This is a genomic window from Mycobacterium sp. E2989, assembly GCF_001667595.1.
In the GTDB taxonomy this organism is placed as follows: domain Bacteria; phylum Actinomycetota; class Actinomycetes; order Mycobacteriales; family Mycobacteriaceae; genus Mycobacterium.
On sequence record NZ_LZJX01000019.1, the window covers coordinates 1 to 15,427 of the forward strand.

The 15,427-nt window shown below is 67.9% G+C and carries 19 protein-coding genes and 1 pseudogene; 9 read left to right on the forward strand and 11 right to left on the reverse strand.

Going from position 1 to position 15,427, the window contains the following annotated elements:
• Positions 1 to 68: 68 nt before the first annotated feature.
• Both A5680_RS04730 and A5680_RS04735 read left to right on the forward strand, forming a co-directional pair.
• Positions 69 to 998: pseudogene (locus A5680_RS04730) on the forward strand (LpqN/LpqT family lipoprotein); the annotation flags it as partial.
• Between the two features lie 64 nt (positions 999 to 1,062).
• Complete coding sequence (locus A5680_RS04735; RefSeq protein ID WP_067816705.1) at positions 1,063 to 1,404, forward strand: hypothetical protein; 342 nt, start codon at positions 1,063 to 1,065, stop codon at positions 1,402 to 1,404.
• Between the two features lie 27 nt (positions 1,405 to 1,431).
• On the opposite strand, the gene A5680_RS04740 is transcribed toward A5680_RS04735, so the two are convergent.
• On the reverse strand, positions 1,432 to 2,037 hold the full coding sequence (locus A5680_RS04740) for a YqgE/AlgH family protein (RefSeq protein ID WP_055399530.1): 606 nt from the start codon (positions 2,035 to 2,037) through the stop codon (positions 1,432 to 1,434).
• 141 nt (positions 2,038 to 2,178) lie between these two features.
• Here A5680_RS04740 and A5680_RS04745 point away from each other — a divergent pair, with 141 nt between their 5' ends.
• A complete protein-coding gene (locus A5680_RS04745) occupies positions 2,179 to 3,498 on the forward strand; it encodes an MFS transporter (RefSeq protein WP_067816707.1) in 1,320 nt (439 codons plus the stop codon).
• On the forward strand, positions 3,498 to 4,271 hold the full coding sequence (locus tag A5680_RS04750) for a TIGR03084 family metal-binding protein (protein WP_067816931.1): 774 nt from the start codon (positions 3,498 to 3,500) through the stop codon (positions 4,269 to 4,271). Before A5680_RS04745 ends, A5680_RS04750 begins: the two co-directional genes overlap by 1 nt.
• Positions 4,272 to 4,450: 179 nt before the next feature.
• Here the strand turns inward: A5680_RS04750 and A5680_RS04755 are convergent, their stop codons facing one another.
• Positions 4,451 to 4,774 (reverse strand): DUF2710 family protein, encoded by a 324-nt coding sequence (locus A5680_RS04755; RefSeq protein ID WP_197499727.1) that lies wholly within the window; start codon positions 4,772 to 4,774, stop codon positions 4,451 to 4,453.
• Positions 4,775 to 4,831: 57 nt separating this feature from the next.
• Positions 4,832 to 6,676, reverse strand: coding sequence for a DUF5632 domain-containing protein (locus A5680_RS04760; RefSeq protein WP_231977562.1), 1,845 nt, complete (start codon positions 6,674 to 6,676; stop codon positions 4,832 to 4,834).
• A gap of 82 nt (positions 6,677 to 6,758) precedes the next feature.
• Between A5680_RS04760 and A5680_RS25970 the strand changes: the two genes are divergently transcribed.
• On the forward strand, positions 6,759 to 6,902 hold the full coding sequence (locus A5680_RS25970; RefSeq protein ID WP_167374087.1) for a hypothetical protein: 144 nt from the start codon (positions 6,759 to 6,761) through the stop codon (positions 6,900 to 6,902).
• 14 nt (positions 6,903 to 6,916) lie between these two features.
• Here A5680_RS25970 and A5680_RS04765 read toward each other — a convergent pair whose 3' ends face one another.
• The 6 genes from A5680_RS04765 to A5680_RS04790 form a co-directional block, all read right to left on the reverse strand.
• Positions 6,917 to 7,228, reverse strand: a complete 312-nt coding sequence (locus A5680_RS04765) for a DUF2694 family protein (RefSeq protein WP_055399526.1) — start codon at positions 7,226 to 7,228, stop codon at positions 6,917 to 6,919.
• Entirely contained in the window at positions 7,225 to 7,542 is a 318-nt protein-coding gene (locus A5680_RS04770) for an ESX-1 secretion-associated protein (protein ID WP_055399524.1), read from the reverse strand. The genes A5680_RS04765 and A5680_RS04770 overlap by 4 nt, the downstream gene beginning before the upstream one ends.
• Before the next feature lie 50 nt (positions 7,543 to 7,592).
• Positions 7,593 to 8,948: a DUF4226 domain-containing protein gene (locus A5680_RS04775; RefSeq protein ID WP_067816712.1), complete on the reverse strand. Its 1,356-nt coding sequence runs from the start codon at positions 8,946 to 8,948 to the stop codon at positions 7,593 to 7,595.
• A gap of 146 nt (positions 8,949 to 9,094) precedes the next feature.
• Positions 9,095 to 9,457 carry a DUF4226 domain-containing protein gene (locus A5680_RS04780; RefSeq protein ID WP_067816939.1) on the reverse strand — a complete coding sequence of 121 codons (363 nt, stop codon included), beginning with the start codon at positions 9,455 to 9,457 and terminating at the stop codon, positions 9,095 to 9,097.
• 16 nt (positions 9,458 to 9,473) lie between these two features.
• Positions 9,474 to 10,283: a C40 family peptidase gene (locus tag A5680_RS04785; protein WP_067816715.1), complete on the reverse strand. Its 810-nt coding sequence runs from the start codon at positions 10,281 to 10,283 to the stop codon at positions 9,474 to 9,476.
• Positions 10,280 to 11,041 (reverse strand): helix-turn-helix domain-containing protein, encoded by a 762-nt coding sequence (locus A5680_RS04790; protein ID WP_055399518.1) that lies wholly within the window; start codon positions 11,039 to 11,041, stop codon positions 10,280 to 10,282. Before A5680_RS04790 ends, A5680_RS04785 begins: the two co-directional genes overlap by 4 nt.
• A 144-nt stretch (positions 11,042 to 11,185) precedes the next feature.
• On the opposite strand from A5680_RS04790, the gene A5680_RS04795 reads away from it, so the two are divergent.
• The 4 genes from A5680_RS04795 (at position 11,186) to A5680_RS04810 (ending at position 14,403) form a co-directional block, all read left to right on the forward strand.
• Entirely contained in the window at positions 11,186 to 11,602 is a 417-nt protein-coding gene (locus A5680_RS04795) for a WhiB family transcriptional regulator (protein WP_067816720.1), read from the forward strand.
• A gap of 90 nt (positions 11,603 to 11,692) precedes the next feature.
• Positions 11,693 to 13,075 (forward strand): acyl-CoA dehydrogenase family protein, encoded by a 1,383-nt coding sequence (locus A5680_RS04800; protein WP_067816723.1) that lies wholly within the window; start codon positions 11,693 to 11,695, stop codon positions 13,073 to 13,075.
• Positions 13,076 to 13,103: 28 nt separating this feature from the next.
• Positions 13,104 to 14,087 carry a pirin family protein gene (locus tag A5680_RS04805; RefSeq protein ID WP_067816726.1) on the forward strand — a complete coding sequence of 328 codons (984 nt, stop codon included), beginning with the start codon at positions 13,104 to 13,106 and terminating at the stop codon, positions 14,085 to 14,087.
• Positions 14,074 to 14,403 (forward strand): GNAT family N-acetyltransferase, encoded by a 330-nt coding sequence (locus A5680_RS04810; RefSeq protein WP_067816729.1) that lies wholly within the window; start codon positions 14,074 to 14,076, stop codon positions 14,401 to 14,403. The genes A5680_RS04805 and A5680_RS04810 overlap by 14 nt, the downstream gene beginning before the upstream one ends.
• Before the next feature lie 59 nt (positions 14,404 to 14,462).
• Here A5680_RS04810 and A5680_RS25595 read toward each other — a convergent pair whose 3' ends face one another.
• Positions 14,463 to 14,783, reverse strand: a complete 321-nt coding sequence (locus A5680_RS25595; protein WP_156675009.1) for a hypothetical protein — start codon at positions 14,781 to 14,783, stop codon at positions 14,463 to 14,465.
• A gap of 220 nt (positions 14,784 to 15,003) precedes the next feature.
• Positions 15,004 to 15,426, reverse strand: a complete 423-nt coding sequence (locus A5680_RS04815; RefSeq protein WP_067816732.1) for a hypothetical protein — start codon at positions 15,424 to 15,426, stop codon at positions 15,004 to 15,006.
• Position 15,427 lies beyond the last annotated feature (1 nt).

Here is a 15,427-nt window from a genome sequence, read left to right on the forward strand (position 1 = left end):
GTTCGAGGCCGGCGGGGCGGCGACGAACCTGTTGACCGGCGCCTGCCCGGGGACGGCGGTGACGTTCTGCGGCGCCGACCACCCCCGGTGCGCCCGCACCCGCCGCGGCCGGGCCCACCGCGCCGGTGACCCCCGCGCCCGCCACCTCCGGAACCATCCGGGACTATCTGCAGTCCAAGGGCGTCAAGCTCGAGGCGCAAAAACCCGAAGGCCTCAAGGCGCTCGACATCACCTTGCCGGTGCCGGCCCGTTGGACCCAGGTGCCCGACCCCAACGTGCCCGACGCGTTCGCGGTGATCGCCGACCGGCAAGGCAGCAGCATCTACACCTCGAATGCGCAGGTGGTGGTGTACAAACTGGTCGGCGCGTTCGATCCCCGGGAGGCCATCAGCCACGGCTACGTCGACAGCCAGAAGCTCCTGGCGTGGCAGCCGACCAACGCCTCGATGGCCGATTTCGGTGGCTTTCCGTCGTCGGTCGTAGAAGGTACGTACCGCGACGGTGACATGACGCTGAACACCTCGCGGCGGCACGTCATCGCCACCTCGGGGCAGGAGAAGTACCTGGTGTCGCTCGCGGTGACCACCGATCGTGCGGTGGCCGTCGCCGACGCGCCCGCCACCGACGCGATCATCAACGGCTTCCGCGTGACGGTTCCGGGAGCCCCGGTTCCGGCGCCGGTCCAGAGCCCTGGGGCGTCGCCGGTCGGCCTCGCCCCGGCGCCGGCGCCGGTCGCCCAGGTCCCTGCCGCGGCTCCGGTCCCCCAGGTGCCGGCGGCCGCACCGGTCGCCCAGGTGCCGGCGGCACCGGTCGCCCAGGTGCCTGCCGCGGCCCCGGTCCCGCAAGCCCCGGCCGTGGCTCCGCTTCGGCAGACCTCGGCGACGGCGCCAGTCGGCTTGCCCGCGGCGCCCATGCCCAGCCGGCAGCCCACGCCGAACCTGTTGACCCTGGTGCCGGGCCTACCCCCACTCCCCAATTTCTCGTTTCTGCAGCACTAGGCGCTGCGGCGGCTCCGCTGGAGCCCACTGAGCGGACGGGTGCCCGGGCTCGTATTGTGAGGCCATGCTGATTGCGGGCGTCCTGTGCATGTGTGCGGCGGTGGCCTCCGCCGGGTTCGGAACCTGGTCGCTGGCGCGCACCCAGAATGTCGACCCCACCGCGCTGGCGCTGCGGTCCATGGCTCCGGCGCAGCTGGCGGCCGCGATCATGCTGGCCGCCGGCGGTGTGGTGGCCCTGGCGGCCTCCCCGCACACCGCGCTCGTGGTGTTGATCGTCTGTGTCGTCGGCGCCTTCGGAACGCTGGCCGCCGGGTCGTGGCAGAGCGCGCGCTTCGCGCTGCAGCAGGAGGCCGCGGCCCCGGCGTGCGCGGGAACCTGCGCCGGCTGCACGCAGTCCTGCCACTGAGAAAGTAAGGCCCCGGCGTGGGGGGCGTCAGTTGCGGCTGAGGTCGATCGGATGGGTCGCCAGTAGCGACAGCGGCAGCGGCTGGCGGCGCAGCACCTGGCCCCACAGGTCGGACCTCGCCCCGACGAGGACGTCAGATGGCAAGCCCGACAAGACAATCCAGTCGTCGCGCTCGATTTCGCCTTCGAGTTGGCCGATGGTCCAGCCGGAGTAACCCGCGAAGATCCGCACGCCCTCCACCAGCGGCGCGATCGAGTCGGGGTCGGCATCCAGGTCGACCATGACCACCCGGCCGTCGACATGCCGCAACCCCGGAACGCCCTGGGGATCGGCGCCGACCCGCAACGCGGCCAGGCAGAGCGCCGCATCACGCTTCACCGGGCCGCCGATGAACATCGTCTTCGGCTTGGCCGCGAGTTTGGTCCACTGCGGCAGCACGTTGTACACCGCGGTCTCGCTGGCGCGGTTGAGGACGACCCCCAACGTGCCACCGTCGTTGTGCTCGACGATGTAGATGACGCTGCGCCGAAACGTCGGTTCGAAAAGATCGGTGTTGGCAAGCAGCAACGTACCCGCGCGCACCCGCTGTGCGGCCGGCGCGACATAGTCCTCTGGATCCTCGGGCGGCGGCACCTCACCATCATCGCATCCGGCGCGGGCCGCCCGGCGGAATCGAGCGCGGGCCGCAAATATTTGTACTGTTGTTAGGCGGCTCGGACCGCGGCGAGCTTGCTAGCCCCAATTGTGGAAGTCGGTTTGGTGATCCAATCCCGGATGCACTCAAGCGCACCCGTCGAAATATGGCGGTCGGTGCGCGGTTTGCCAGACTTCTCGCGACTGCTGCAGGTGCGCATGGCGAGCCAGTTCGGGGATGGGTTGTTCCAAGCGGGCCTGGCCGGGGCGTTGCTGTTCAACCCCGACCGGGCCGCCGATCCGATGGCCATCGCGCGGGCGTTCACCGTGCTGTTCCTGCCCTACTCGCTGTTGGGTCCGTTCGCCGGCGCGCTGATGGACAGGTGGGACCGGCGGCTGGTGATCGTCGGCGCCAACGCCGGCCGGCTCATCCTGATCGCCGCGATCGGCACGATCCTGGCGGTCAGGGCGGGCGACCTGCCGCTGTTGTTGGGCGCGCTGTTCGCCAACGGTTTGGCCCGCTTCGTCGGGTCCGGGCTCGCGGCCTCGTTGCCGCACGTCGTGCCGCGCGAACAGGTCGTCACGATGAACGCCCTGGCCAACGCGTCGGGAGCCATCGCCGCCTTCATCGGCGCCAACTTCATGCTCGTGCCCCGGTTCGTGTTCGGCGCGGGAGACAAGGGCGCCTCGGCGATCATCTTTCTCACCGGTGTCCCCATCGCAACCGCCCTGCTGCTGTCGTTGCGGTTCGGCTCGCGCGTGCTGGGCCCCGACGACACCAAGAGGGCCATCCACGGACCGGTCTTCTACGCCGTGATCACCGGCTGGTTGCACGGCGCGCGGACGGTGGCGCAGCGGCCGACGGTTGCCGCCACCCTGTCTGGCCTGGCCGCCCACCGCATGGTGATCGGCATCAATTCGCTGCTCGTCCTGTTGCTGGTTCACCACCTCACGAACCCCGAGGCCGGGGGATTGGGGACGGCGCTGGTGTTCTTCGGCGCCGCCGGCCTGGGCGCGTTCCTGTCCAACCTGTTGACTCCACCCGCGGTCCGCCGCTGGGGGCGCTACGCCACGGTCAACGGTGCCCTCGCGACGTCGGCGATCATCGAGGTCGCCGGCGCGGGATTGCTACTGCCGATCATGGTGGCATGCGGTTTCCTTCTCGGGGTGACCGGGCAAATGGTCAAGCTGTGCGCCGACTCGGCGATGCAGATGGACGTCGATGACGCCCTTCGCGGGCACGTGTTCGCCGTGCAGGACGCGCTGTTCTGGGTCGCGTTCATCGTTTCGATCACGGTGGCTGCGGCGCTGATTCCCGACGACGGGCGTGCACCCGCTTTTGTGCTGGTCGGCTCGGGGATTTACCTGGTCGGCCTGGTCATGCACGGCGTCCTCGGCCGTCGCGGCGAACGAGCGGATAATTCCCACCCGGCGGAGACAACCGACGATCGGAGGCAATGATGGCGGGTCCCGAGCCCATCGTGGCTGACCTACGAGCCGAAAGCGACGAGCTGGACGACCTGGTTGCGCCGCTGCCCGCCGACCGCTGGTCCGAGCCCACTCCAGCGCCGGGCTGGACGATCGCCCACCAGATCGGGCACCTGCTGTGGACCGATCGGGTCGCGCTGACCTCCGTCACCGACGAAGCGGCGTTCGCCGAAACCCTCGAGGCCGCTGCCGCCGACCCAACGGGCTTCGTCGACGCGGGCGCCGAAGAAGTGGCGGCCTCGGCGCCGGCCGAACTGCTCGCAGACTGGCGGGCCACCCGCGGCCGGTTGCACGAGCAGCTGCTGGCGGTCCCCGCCGGGCGCAAACTTCCGTGGTTCGGACCCCCGATGAGCGCGGCGTCGATGGCGACCGCGCGGCTGATGGAGACCTGGGCGCACGGCCTGGACGTCGCCGATGCGCTGGGGGTCAAACGAGCGGCCACCGATCGGCTGCGGTCGATCGCACACCTCGGTGTGCGCACCCGCGACTACGCGTTCGTCGTCAACAATCTCGCCCCGCCGGCCGAGCCGTTCCTGGTCGAACTGCGCGCACCGGGCGGTGACACCTGGAGCTGGGGATCGCCCGACGCGGCGCAGCGGGTGAGCGGCTCCGCCGAGGACTTTTGCTACTTGGTCACCCAACGCCGCCCGCTGAGCGGCCTGGACATCACCGCACAGGGGTCCGACGCGCAGCGCTGGTTGGAGATCGCGCAGGCCTTCGCGGGTCCGCCGGGCGCCGGGCGATGAGCGCGCGTGCGCGCGAAGAGAGCCGGCGCCATTTGACCTGAGCGTCGGGCGATGAGCGCGCGTGCGCGCGAAGAGAGCCGGCGCCATTTGACCCGGGCGCCGGGCGATGAGCGCGCGTGCGCGCGAAGAGAGCCGGCGCCATTTGACCTGAGCGCCGGGCGATGAGCGCGCGTGCGCGGTTAGTGCAGCGGGCCGCCGTAAGTCGCGCGGTTCTCGGCCTCGGCCTCTTCGCGCAGCGCCGAGATCGCGAGGTTCAGCCGGTCGGCCAGTTCGCCGTGGGCGTACGCGGCCATCACACCCGGGTGCAGGGTCAGCTTGAGCAACCGCCCGTCGGCATTCGCCACCGCATGAACGTCACCGAGATCGACGCTGTAGGTGACGGCCTCGGCCTGGGCGACGAGGGCTTCCCACTTGTCGGCCGCCTCGCTGAGTTCACGAAGAACTGATTCGACGAGATCCTTATCGCTGAGATTCGCGCGACCGCCCGAATCCGACACGGTCACAGTATCCTCGCCCCCTCCAACCAGCGTCAATTCATAATCGCGCGCCGTCCGGCCGCGCTATGCGCCCGCCGGTTCGGTGGCGAGTTTCTGATACCAGGCGAGGTGATAGTTCGCCGACACCGGGTCTGCGCTCGCGATGCCTTCGGTGGCGGCCATCAACAGACACTTGAGCAGCAGGGCCGGATTCACGGACGGGGACTGAACCAGGAGCTGATAGCGCGCCGTATCAAGGTGCACCCGCAGGACGTCGACCTCCTGATCGATCACAACGGCGTCCGCGGCGGCCGTGTCCGCCAGCCGTTGCACGATCCGGGGGAGGCCCTCGAACCGACGTGTGGTCTGGCTCAGCACTCTGGCCAGATCCGGGATGGCGGGCAGCTCACGCGGTTCCAACGAGGATTTCGTCGCGGTGAAGTCGGCCGAGCGGCGTAGCGAATCACCGGGAGCATAGGTGACGACGTGCACCGCGTCACCGAGCAATGCGGCGACCCTGCCCGTGCGTCGCCCGGGTTCCAACAACCGCACGCCCGCCGGGAGGTTGATGCCCGCAGGTATCCAGCCGTGGGCGAGGTCGGTGACCAAGACCGTCGTGCCGTCGGCGCGCTCGCCGACCGCCCAATTCAACCGCGGCTCCTGGCGGACCACGAACTCGAGCAGGCGATTCAGCCGGTTGATGTCGAAACCCGTTGCGGGCGCAGCCTTTTGCGGGGCAGGGCGGGGGATGGGCTCGTGGGGCGCCGGCTCGTCCTGGCCGGCCGGCTCGTCCTGGCCGGCCGGCTCGTCGACGACGGCGTGGTGGCGACCGCTGTCGGCGGGCTCGTCGACGACGGGCTCGACGTCGGTTATCGCGGGGATGACCTGCGTCTCCTCCAGCGCGGCCGCCGCTGCGACATCGGCGACCGGTTCCGGAGGTTGGGCCTCATCCTGGCCAGTGGCCGGCTCATCGGGTTCGGCGTGATGGCGACCGTTCGCGATGGGCTCCCAAGCCGGCTCGTCGACCACGGACTCGACGTCGGTTATCACGGGGATGACCTGCGTCTCCTCCATCGCGCCCGCGGGAGTGTCCTCCTCGGCGATCGCGGCGGGTTCGGCCTCATCGACCGCGGGCTCGACATCCGTGATCGCGGGTATGACCTGCGTCTCCTCCAGCGCGGTGGCGTCCGCGGTCGGTGGCTCCGGAGCACTTTCGGCGTCGTCTTGCTGCTCGAAGATGTGGCGACGACCGTTGGCGACGGACTCCCCAGCCGGCTCAGTTGCGCTCTCGCTCGGGGTTTCGCCGGCGCGCTCGACCTCCGCGACACTCGGGATGACCTGCGTCTCCTCCATGTCGGGGTACTCGGGAGCCGCGTCCTGGGGCACGGCCTCGGGCTCGTCGGCGCCGCCTTCCGCCGCGACGGGTGCCGGTTTCTCGACGACCCGCCAACGAGGACGACCCCGGCTCGCGTCGGGCGGCCCCGCCTCCGTAACCGCGGGAATGACTTGGGTCCGGTCCATATCCGGTGCCGGCGGCTCGGCGAACTGTAGGCGCGCATACCCGGCGGTCGCCCCTGCTGGCACCGCGTGCAGCTGGCGGATGGTCGATTCGACTCGCCGCACGGCGCGGGCACGCGCCTCGTCGATCACTCGGGCCTCTTCCGCCTGCCGCGGCAGGTCAGCCAATCCGGCGCGCTTGATCATCTTCAGCTGCTCGTTTGCGCCATCGACGATCCGCTGCAGGTCCGTCTTGAGATAGTCTGCAACCGTGGCGTTTTCGGCGGTAATCGTCGATAGCTCGGCAGGCCAAAGGCCACCGATCACCCACGGGGTGCAATCGATGGGAGAGCTGAAAGCCGGCATCGCCAGTGATTCCCGGGTAGCTCTCCGGAGGCGCTGGCGCGCCGTCATCCGACCGAAGATCGCCACCGGCTAAGCGTACCGGCATCTGATGAACGGGTTATTCGGTCAGTGAATTGTGCAGCTGTAACGGCCTGGGTAGCGTGTGGATATGGCTGAATCTGCGTTGCAGCAGCAACTCGACGAAGTGCGGGCCCTGCTCGCCCGCGCACGAGAGTTGTTCGGCCCCAATCCCGTAGAGCCGCCCACCGATATCGCCCCGGATCCCGAAGCGGCCAAAACCTGGTTGCTGTAGGACGTCGCAGCCGGTCAGATCGCCTTGTTGCGACGGCGCAGTTTATGCGCCAGTAGCTTCTCGATCGCCACGTCGAGGTCTCGCGGACTCGGAACCTCGGCTGACGGGGTGTGCCCGGCCGCCACGATTTCGTCGCGAATCTCCAGCAACGCCTTGAGGCACGACACATCCGCGGTGAGCAAGATGCCGCGGGCCAGCGTCTCGGCGTCGGTCTCCATCGCCTCTTCGCTCAGCGCGACGCTGTGCATGTACCCGCCGCGGCAGGAGCGGACGAGGATGTGCCCACTCGGGTGAACGGTGTCAAAAGCGGGATTAGCGTCCGTCATCGACCGCGGTCAGCGATGCCGCCGAGGTTGCGGGCAGCATCCTGCTCGTGCTGCTCCCACATCGTCGCCGACGCCGCCAGTTTGTCCGCCAGGTCGGCGTGGTCGGCGGCCTGTTGCTCGTAACACAGGCGTCGGAGCTCGAGCAGTTCCCGGCCGGCGTCGCGAAGTTCACCGAAGATCGGTCCCAGGGAGTCCAGGCTTTCCTGGATCGCCTCGTGCGACGCCGGGACCGTGCGCAAGTAATCGGAGGTTTCCTGGTGCCGCGCAGCGGCTTGACGCAAGTGCGCCGGCACCACATGGATCGAATCTGCCATCCGCTATCTCCTGTTCACGGCCGCCGGCCGAACCGGCGAGATCACTATTGTCAGGTGGTCGACGAACTCGCCGGCCGCGTGGGTGTCGGTGTGTCGGGCTTCGCCGGCGCGGTCACGGCTGCGGCCGCCGCCGGCGGATGCTCCCAGCCTAGAAAGGTTGGCCCGCTCACGGTGGCGATGTCTTGAATTTGGCCGTCGAGAAGGGCCTTGCCGGGACCAAGAGCCAGCGCATGCCGGTCGATGAACATCCCGATGTCGGCCGGACTCACATGCGCCGCGTCGACCGGGTTGGTCACCGCGGTGCCGGGTGGCGGGATCGTTATTCCCTGCTGCTGGAACGCATCTGGTATCGCCGCTCCGCCGACGGCGGCTTTGATCGCCGCTGCCAGCTGGGGACTGGCGGCCGTCACCGTTTCACCGTCGGGCAAAGTCACCGTGGTGGGGCCGACCGGTGGCGCGTCGGGATCGACCGCCGCCGCATCCTGTTCATCGCCAGGTTCATCGGACGACGCGTCCGTCTTCGGATCCGCGTGGCTCGCGACGTCCTCGAGTTCTTCGTCGTCGAGGCCTTGCAGCGCGGGATCCGTTGTGTCGCCCTGCAGGCCGGCCAGGGGCAGTCCGCTCGGGGCTCCGCCAAGGCTCGGCAGGCCCGGTGCGAAGTTGGGCATCGGTGGCAGCGCAGGGGTCATCGGCGCCACCGGGGCGGTCGCGGCGTCCGGCACGCCCACCGAGGGGATCTCATCGCTCGCCACACCCGGATCGTCGGCTAGCAACGAATCCAACAGCGGATCCCATTCCGGGTCGTCCGCCGGCTCGTCCGCGGAAGCACCCGTGGGCTGGGCCGGCCGCTGTTCGTCGGGACCGCTCGACTGACTCTTGGATGCGTCGTAGAGCGATGTCCACGCGGCCATCAGCGCCGACTTAGACGTGTCGTCCAGGCTGGCGTTGAGGACCACCGCACGGATGTCGCGAAGCTTGCCGATCAGGAAGCGCTGGAAATCGCGCGCGCCGGCCGGCGTGTCCAGGTCCGACCTCGTCCGGACCGCGGCTTCGGTGTCGTGCTGCAACTGGGCCAGCGCTTGGCTGCCCTCGACGGCGTTGAGGTGGGCGTTCAAAATCGCGGTGATGACTTGCAGGTCCAGCTGCGAACTCGCCGAATTCTGGTGTGCGAGCGTGGCTTCGGCGCGCGCGATGGCTTCCGCCGCCTCGCCCTGCTCGCGCGCGGGCGCAGCCGCATATTGTTGGCGAATCTTGCCCGCTATCGCCTGGAGCTGTTCGGGACGCGTGGTCGGGGTGATCACAGCGGCCAGCTCACCGGGCGACAGGGCCGCCTGCCAAGCGTTCGGGTCACCGGTGCGATCTCGGGCATCTTTCACCGCGGCCAGTAGCTCCTCGTGCGCCGACATCAGCTAGACAGCCGGCGCTGCTGATACCGCAATTCCTTGCGGGATGCGCTGCGGCCCCTCCATGCCCGGCGACAGTACCCAGAGCCCGTCGCGCGGACAATTCACTGAGCCGGGGGTTTGTGGATGACATCGCGACCGCACCTTGCCTAGCCGGTGTCGGTAACGTATTGGTCCCGAAGCCCTTCCAGCACAGCCTTTTTCGCTCGGCTGAGCTCGCGTGCACCGTCGACGACCGCGGTGATCTCGCGTTGTTTGGCCAGCAGAAACCTCTGAAACTCCCGCGCGCCCATGGGCGTATCGATGGCGAGGTTGGCCTGGTGCACGGTGGCGTGGTCGATCTGTTCGGCGATAGCGTCCAGCCTCCTGGCGCCCTCGCGCATTGCGGCGTGAGCGCTGGTGAGCACGTCGGCCAATACCCGGTCGGCGTCGGCGGCGGTGCCGTGCTGGCCGGCCAGCGCCGACTGCCGTGCCTGCATGGCGGCTAGTGAAGGTCCGGCTGGTTCCGTCATCTGCTCACCCTGTTCGTCATAGCGGTCGGCGAATCGCAACGTTGGGGCCCAGCCGGCTGATCCGGACCGAAGCACCCGAATAGGGCGCTTCGATTACCAGGCCGTTGCCGATGGCCAGCTGCACGTGTCCGGCGTGCGGGAAGACGAGGTCACCAGGACGGACCTGCGAACGGGGGACCGGGATTCCGTCGTTGATCTGCTGATAAGTGGTGCGGTCCAAGTGGATTCCCGCCTGCGCGTAGCTCCATTGCACCAATCCCGAACAGTCGAACTGGTCGGGGCCCGTCGCACCCCAGACATAGGGGCGGCCCAGGCGTGACAATGCCGCCCGCACCGCGATGGCGGCGCGTTGGTTGCCGCCGGCGCCCTGGTGCAAGAGCTGATAGCGCAGCGCTCGAAGTTGCGCCGCGCGCCGTCGTGCGCGCAACCGGGCCGCCACGACGTGCGCGCGTTGCGCCCGCAGTCGTGCGGCGCGGCGGCGCAAGGCCTCGCGTTGGGCCATCGGCGTCGTCGGGGAGACGGTGGCATCGGCACGGGCTTCGTCGACGACGCGTCCGGTCAGTTCGCGGGCCTGGGCCCGGTCCCGGTCGGCGCCGGCGATGACGCCCGCCGCGGCGGCGTCCGTGGCGGCGGCCGCCGCGAGCCGTTGCCTGCTGTGGTCCGCGGCCAGCCGATAGCCGCGATGTGTGAAGCCGTCGGTCTGCCCGTGCGCCGTCCGCAACAAGTTGCGGTAGTGCCCGGTGCCCGCATCCAGCGACGGTTGCCGGGCGCTGCCGGCGAACATCTCATGCGCACGGCTCAGCACCTCGACTTCGCTGTAGCTCATTGGGCCACCACGTTTCCGGCCTCCACTGCATCGGTGAAGGCACGCACGCGGGGGAGCGCTCCCGGCGGGATGACCCCCCGGTTGCGGATGTCCCAGATCTCTTCGACGTCGACGCCGACGAGCGCGGCGATGATGGTCTCCGGCAATGACGATTGCCCGCAAGCCCGGTCGAACCGCGCGCTCAGGCTGGTCGGCATCCGTTTCAACAGAGCTGTGCGCGTCGCCTCCAGGGCTTGGAGGTGCTCCATGAGCCGGTCCGTGGAGTCCGACCCGGCGTTCACCGCCACCCGCCAGGAGCCGGCGGCCAGCATCTCTGCCTTCACGCACTGAGCGATCACAGACAGAATATACGTCTCATATTCGTTTGATGTTGTCGCCGGCAACCGATCGATGACGGATTTGAGGGCTTCGAGCTGAGCTTCGGCGTAACCTTCCAGCACTTCGGTGTCGCTGTGACGGTCCACAACCACCGGCCCGGTGCGCCGGGCGGGGGCGGCCGGGGGCGGTTGCGCGGCCATCAGCCGGGCCAGTTCCGCGTCGGGATCGGCCGCCACCAACAGCCGCGAATAGGTGCCCGGCGGCAGACCCAGGCCGTTCTCAACCTTCTGAACTGTGCTTTTATGGGGCTTGCGGGCCCCGCGTTCCAGGAAGCTTAGCCCCATGATGCTGACGCCGGTCGCGGCGGCGAGGTCGGCCAACGACCAGTCGCGCGACTCCCGCAGGGCGCGGATCGCCGCGCCGGCCGATTCACGGCTCATCGCACGCTCCGGCCATAAGGCCGGATACTACACAGCCCATCCCGTATCGCTGTTGATATACGTTTCTGTCACGTTTCTCTTGCGCTCAACCCGTCCTTCTGTATACGCTTCTGTCTACGTTTCAAGTTCGACAAGGAGACCGACATGGGACACCCGTGCGCTGCCAACCCAGAACTTTGGTTCGGCTACCCCGACGACGACGGCGGCGACGGTGCGGCGAAGGCCCGTGCGTATGAGCGGTCGGCCGTCGAGGCGCGCATCCAGTGCCTGCGCCGCTGCCCGCTGGCCCAGCAGCGCCGGTGCGCCCAGCACGCCATCGCGCACCGCGAGGAGTATGGCGTCTGGGCCGGGGTCAAACTGCCCGGTGGGCAGTACCGCAAGCGGGAACAACTGGCCCAGGCCCACGAGGTGCTGCGCCGCATCGCGTCCGGCGAAATCAACTCCCGCCAGCTCCCGGAGAATGCCGCCCTGCTCGCCAACCACGAACACGAGGCCGTTGCCGTGGCCGCGGTGGTGCTGCACCTGCCGCTCGCCCAGGTCGGGCCCCGCTCGGCCGCCTGACATCCCGACCCGCTTAGGGGCAGTTTGCTGACCCAGCCAACGGGGTAGAGCTTCGGCACGACCGTGTCTGTCGACCCGAAGGCGGGATCTATGACGTTCGACCTGACCCCGACGGCGGCGCAACACGACCTCGCCCGGCGGGCCCATGAGTTCGCCGAAGAAGTGATTCGCCCCGTGGCGCTGCACTACGACCAGCGGCAAGAGTTTCCGTGGCCGGTGTTGGAGGAGGCGGCCCAGCGCGGCTTCTACAGTCCCTTGTTCTACCGCGACCTGATCGGCGATCCGACCGGACTGTCCTTGCCGATGTTCATGGAGGAGCTGTTCTGGGGCTGTGCCGGGATCGGGTTGGCGATCGTGATGCCGGCCTTGGCGCTTTCGGCGATCGGTCAGGCCGCGTCTCCTGAGCAGATGTTGGAGTGGGCACCCGAATGTTTCGGAACCCCAGGCGATCTCAAGCTTGCGGCGCTGGCGATCTCCGAACCCGAGGGCGGCAGCGACGTGCGGAATCTGCGCACCACCGCGCGTCGCGACGGTGACGACTGGATCATCGACGGCCACAAGATGTGGATCGGCAACGGCGGGATCGCCAACGTGCACGTGGTCAATGCGGTCGTCGACGAGGAGCTTGGCCATCGCGGTCAGGCGCTGTTCGTGGTGCCCGGTGGCACGCCGGGGCTGAAGTTGGTGCGCAAGCTGGACAAGCTGGGCTGCCGCGCGTCCCACACCGCCGAGTTGCTTTTCGAGGGCGTTCGCGTCCCGGGCGCCAATCTGCTTGGCGGAGAAGAGAAATTGGAGCACAAACTCGCCAAAGCTCGCGAAGTGGTGGCCGGCGGCAAGCGGTCCGGCTCCGCGACATTGGGGACGTTCGAACAGACCCGGCCGATGGTCGCCGCGCAGGCCATCGGGATCGCGCGCGCCGCGTTGGAGTACGCGACGGCGTACGCCACCGAGCGGGAGGCCTTCGGCGCGCCGATCATCGACAACCAGGGCATCGCCTTCCCGCTGGCGGAGCTGGCCACCCAGATCGACGCGGCGCGGCTGCTGACCTGGCGGGCGTCGTGGATGGCCGCCAACAACATTCCGTTCGAGCGCGGGGAAGGCTCGATGTCGAAGATGGCGGCCAGCGAGGTTGCCGTCAAGGCCACCGAACGCGCCATCCAAACCATGGGCGGCTGGGGCTATATCACCGATCATCCGGTGGAGAAGTGGTATCGGGATGCCAAGCTGTACACCATCTTCGAGGGCACCAGCGAGATCCAGCGGATGGTGATCGCCAACGCCCTGGGGGCGGCTGTCGGCACGCCGCCCCTGCATGTGGTCCTCGAACCGTCCGGCGGCCCGCTGAACCGGGTCTTCGGTCGCGGCACCCCGCTGCGCTCCCGTGCCGCCGACACCGCCCTGTCGATGCAGGACCGGGTGCCCGAGCCCGTCATGCGGCTCGCGATGAAGGTGCTCCGCCCGCCCCGCAAGTAACCGGATCTGGGTACGGTCGGGGAGAACGATGAGCAACCTTGAGCCGGCGCCGGTCGAAGTCGCTTGCGCTGCTTCACCCAGCGCGGGCGTGGAGGTCCTGCGCCCCCGCGAGGTTCCCTTGGGCGGGCCCAGGGCGATGCGGGTGCAGCGCACGCTTCCGCAACGTCAGCGCTCGTTGATCGGGGCGTGGTGCTTCATCGACCACTACGGGCCGACATCGGCGCGCATGGATGTCCCGCCGCATCCGCACACCGGACTACAAACGGTGAGTTGGTTGTTCAGTGGGGAAGTGGAGCACAACGACAGCGGCGGCGTGCGCGCCGCGGTGCGGCCCGGCGAGCTGAACCTCATGACCGCCGGCGCCGGCATTTGCCACTCCGAGGTATCGGTCCCGTCGCCGACTGACCTGCACGGTGTCCAGCTGTGGGTCGCGCTGCCCGATTCCGATCGCGACACCGGCCGCGGCTTCGATCACTACGTTCCGAAGCCCGTATCCCTTCCGGGCGCCACCGTTCGCGTATTCCTCGGTGATCTGGCCGGCAGCTCGTCGCCGGTGCATGCCTTCACCCCGCTGCTGGGTGCCCAGATCGACCTCGACGCCGGGTCTCGCGTCGACGTCGACATCGACCCGGCTTTCGAGCATGGCGTGCTGTGCGACCTGGGCGCCGTCCGGGTCGACGAGACCGCCCTGACGGTTGCTTCCCTCGCGTACCTGAACCCTGGTCGCTCCGCGCTGCAGCTGTCGAACGACGGCGACGGGCCTGCGCGTGCTCTGCTGCTCGGCGGCCCGCCGTTCAGCGAGGAGCTGGTGATGTGGTGGAACTTCGTCGGGCGAAGCCACGACGACATCGCGCGTTACCGCCAACTCTGGGAGGACGGCGACGAGCGCTTCGGCGCCGTCCAGGGCTATCGGGGTTCGCTGAGCCGATTGCCCGCCCCGCCGTTGCCGACAACTCGGCTGCGGCCTCGACCCGCACCGCAAGGAAAGGAAGGTACAGATGGCCACCGATAAGACCGGGGCAGAAGCGACCGTGAGGCTCGAGGAGGGTCGGTACACGATCGCCGTGGAGGGCAAGCAGGTTGGCCTCGCCGATTTCGCCGACCGCGGCGACCAGCGCGTCTTCTTTCACACCGAGATCGACCCCGCGTACGGCGGACGTGGCCTGGCGACGATCCTCGTCGAGGAGGCGCTGAACGAAGCGCGGGGCGAAGGAAAACGCATCGTCCCCGTGTGCTCGATGATCGCCACGGTGCTCAAGAAGCACCCGGAGTACGACGACATCACCGACGCCGTTACGCCGGATGTCGTGCGGTGGGTGCAGTCATAGGGAGCGAGCGCGCCATCGATTGCTCTGATGCGCGGCAACACGGCTTGACGGCGACCTGGCTACTCAATCCCGGTTGTAATGATCCGGTCAATTTCGGCCACCGATTTCAACATGAGGTGGCTGAAAATTTGTGAATCCGGCGTCATCAAAATCACCCGACCGTTCTCGGACCGTAACTCTGTGAACCCCAGTGACAACGGGACCGACTTTACATCTGGGTTGAAGCCTCTTTTGTATAGCGTTGGCCAAAGGCTCGGCCTGCCGATAGGAGTGTAGGCGGTATGTGTCCAGTCCCATATCAAGTACTTTTCGGCCAGCTCGAAGGTGGAAAATTTTGCTGCGTCATTGCGCCTATGGCCGCGGTCGTCGACGGTATCCACTACCCACCACCTCCTGCCACGGCGAAGATGGACCGAATAGTCAGCGGTAGAGAATAAGACGGTACAATCCGGACAGTTCGTTGAAACGGATACCGGGTCACCTCCAATCCATTTGGAGAAGCGGTGCCATCGCTCCGTCAGGCGAGAGAAGTCCGCGGGGCTTCGTTTTCTTCGCATCCGCACTTGTTGATGAAGCTTCCTGCTGTTCGCACGCCTACGACTAGCGTTGCGGGGGCCCGAAATATTTGTTTGCGAGCAATTTCGCGAGGTTAAGGAGTTCTTCACACGATCGCTCGGCCCTCGCATCATCGAAGAGCTCCTCGATGCGCTTGAGGTTGTCCCGAATCCACTCCGCCATTGCCTGAGGTGAGACGCTGTTTGTCTCATCGTAGTTGTCAAGGTACTGGCGGATAAGCGATGCGCGGAACCAGTTGTCGCGTACTGCGGCCAGCCTAGTGGGAGCGACCGTGAACTCAATCTGACCGCGATCATTAGCGATGAGCCATTTGAGCAGTGGACCCGTCACAGACAACGACGCATTGATGGACGCGTTCCCGGACGTTGTTGAGTCGGTGATGTGGTAACGGGGGTCCAAGTATAGGAAGCTCATATATTGCAAGTAGAACTGCAATAGGGTCGTCACT